Source organism: Grimontia marina (assembly GCF_900060185.1).
GTDB classification, from domain to species: Bacteria; Pseudomonadota; Gammaproteobacteria; order Enterobacterales; family Vibrionaceae; genus Enterovibrio; species Enterovibrio marinus.
The window spans coordinates 1-876 of sequence record NZ_FIZY01000185.1; the positions used below are offsets into that span (position 1 = coordinate 1).

Annotated in this window: 2 protein-coding genes; one reads left to right on the forward strand and one right to left on the reverse strand. The window is 43.2% G+C overall.

The features are described 5' to 3' along the window. Positions 1-28 precede the first annotated feature (28 nt). On the forward strand, positions 29-337 hold the full coding sequence (locus GMA8713_RS25870) for an IS630 family transposase (protein ID WP_062711365.1): 309 nt from the start codon (positions 29-31) through the stop codon (positions 335-337). 11 nt (positions 338-348) lie between these two features. Here the strand turns inward: GMA8713_RS25870 and GMA8713_RS25875 are convergent, their stop codons facing one another. Then, positions 349-780, reverse strand: coding sequence for a tetratricopeptide repeat protein (locus GMA8713_RS25875; protein ID WP_084387850.1), 432 nt, complete (start codon positions 778-780; stop codon positions 349-351). Positions 781-876 lie beyond the last annotated feature (96 nt).

Below are 876 nucleotides of genomic sequence, written 5' to 3' on the forward strand. Positions count from 1 at the left end.
AAAGAAAGACTCAGACCTATTCATTGCCATGCTGGAGAAGCTAAAGTGGCACTACCGCCGAGCCAAAAGTGTCACCTTGATACTGGATAACTACATCATCCACAAAAGTAAAAAAACGAAGGCTTGGCTCAAGAAGAACCCAAAGTTCAGGCTGCTGTTCCAGCCCGTTTATTGCCCTTGGGTCAACGTCATAGAACGATTGTGGAATGCTCTCCATGAGACAATTACTCGGAATCACAGGTGTAAACATATGTGGCAATTGCTCAGGAAGGTGAAGCACTTTATGGATAACGTATCGCCGTACCCGGGAGGTTGCCACGGCACGGCGAAAATGTAGCACTATTCGGATCAGTTATTTAGCCCTGACTCATACATCACTGCCAATTCATAGGTAGAGTTTACATCCCCGCTCGCAGCTGCTTCACTAAACAAATCAAATGAAAAAGTAAGATTTTGATCTACTCCTTCCCCATATCTGTAAAGCAATGCCAGATTATATTTACCAATCGTATTCCCGTTATCTACCGACTTCTCTAACCAATAGATTGTATATATATAATCTTGTGCAACACCCAAACCTTGTTTGTATAACAGTGCAACCGCTACTTGAGCTTCAGAAATCCCTTGCTCAGCCGCGTTGAGGTAGTAGTAAAATGCAATAGCGTAGTTCTTATCGACACCCAATCCTTCTTCATATATGCGGCCAAGAAGTCTCATTGCTTCAGCGTTTCCAGCAACAGCTGATAAATCTAAATAGCTGTTCCTAATAGTAGATCTCAAAGGTAAGAGAAACTCAGTCCAGTTTGCGCGATCTGATCTATCGCCAAACAGAGAAAACCCACAAAAAGGACTGAGTAATGGCCATCATAGCACCGA

What these genes read in the sequence shown, in the direction of transcription:
- GMA8713_RS25870 (WP_062711365.1), top strand. Translation starts at nt 29, where the DNA reads ATGCTGGAGAAGCTAAAGTGGCACTACCGCCGAGCCAAAAGTGTCACC.